Raw genomic sequence first — 844 nt, 5'->3', positions numbered from 1 at the left:
CAAAACCTTATAAAGATGATAACAATTTTGTTAAAGTGGCAGCGAGACTTGCAGATGAATTAAGACCAACAAATAATAATGGTGTCATATGGGCTAACCAGTTTGACAATACTGCAAATGCTAAAGGTCATTACGAAGGCACAGGACAAGAAATTTGGGAACAAACTGAAGGTAAAGTAGATGGGTTTGTATGTTCTTCTGGAACGGGAGGAACTATTTCAGGTGTCAGTAATGCTCTTAAAGAAAAGAACAAAGATATAAAAATTTACCTATCTGATCCAAAAGGTTCTGCTCTTTATAACTATATAAAGAATGGTGAACTTAAATCAGAGGGTGGATCAATTACTGAGGGAATTGGTTCAAGCAGAGTAACAGCTAACTTTGGTGAGGCTAAGATTGATGATGCATATTCAATTGATGACCGTGAAGCTCTGCCTGTTCTTTATGATTTAATTCAAAATGAGGGTCTTAGCCTAGGAACTAGTTGTGGTATCAATATTGCAGGAGCAATTAGAATGGGAAAAGAGTTAGGGCCAGGAAAAACTATCGTTACAATTCTTTGTGATAGAAGCGATAAGTACGCAACTAAAATGTTCAATAAAAAATTCTTAGAAGAAAAAGGTCTACCAGTACCTAATTGGTTTTAAACATAAATCTTATCTGCTAATCCGTAACAAAGAATAGAGCTTAAAATTAAAAAAATAATAGGAGCAATTAGTCCTTCATTAGAAGTTTTTTCATTTATTCCTGTTTTATCGATTTTAAGTGAATAAAAATTTGTTAGAAAAACGCATGCATGAATAATTACTAATAAAGTAAAAAAAGCCCAAGTATCTTCGACACC

The 844-nt window shown here is 33.4% G+C and carries 1 protein-coding gene and 1 pseudogene; one reads left to right on the top strand and one right to left on the bottom strand.

The features are described from left to right. Positions 1 to 647: pyridoxal-phosphate dependent enzyme (locus tag AMN88_RS02230; protein WP_143323662.1), on the top strand; the 647-nt coding region annotated here is incomplete at its 5' end. Here the strand turns inward: AMN88_RS02230 and AMN88_RS04575 are convergent. Further along, positions 644 to 844 (bottom strand): annotated as a pseudogene (locus AMN88_RS04575) (hypothetical protein); the annotation flags it as partial. The gene AMN88_RS02230 and the pseudogene AMN88_RS04575 sit on opposite strands and share 4 nt — an antisense overlap.

The organism is Candidatus Pelagibacter communis, assembly GCF_001180165.1.
Classification (GTDB): domain Bacteria; phylum Pseudomonadota; class Alphaproteobacteria; order Pelagibacterales; family Pelagibacteraceae; genus Pelagibacter; species Pelagibacter ubique_P.
The sequence above is the reverse complement of the archived record's forward strand: the minus strand, read 5'-3'. Positions and strand labels throughout refer to the sequence as shown.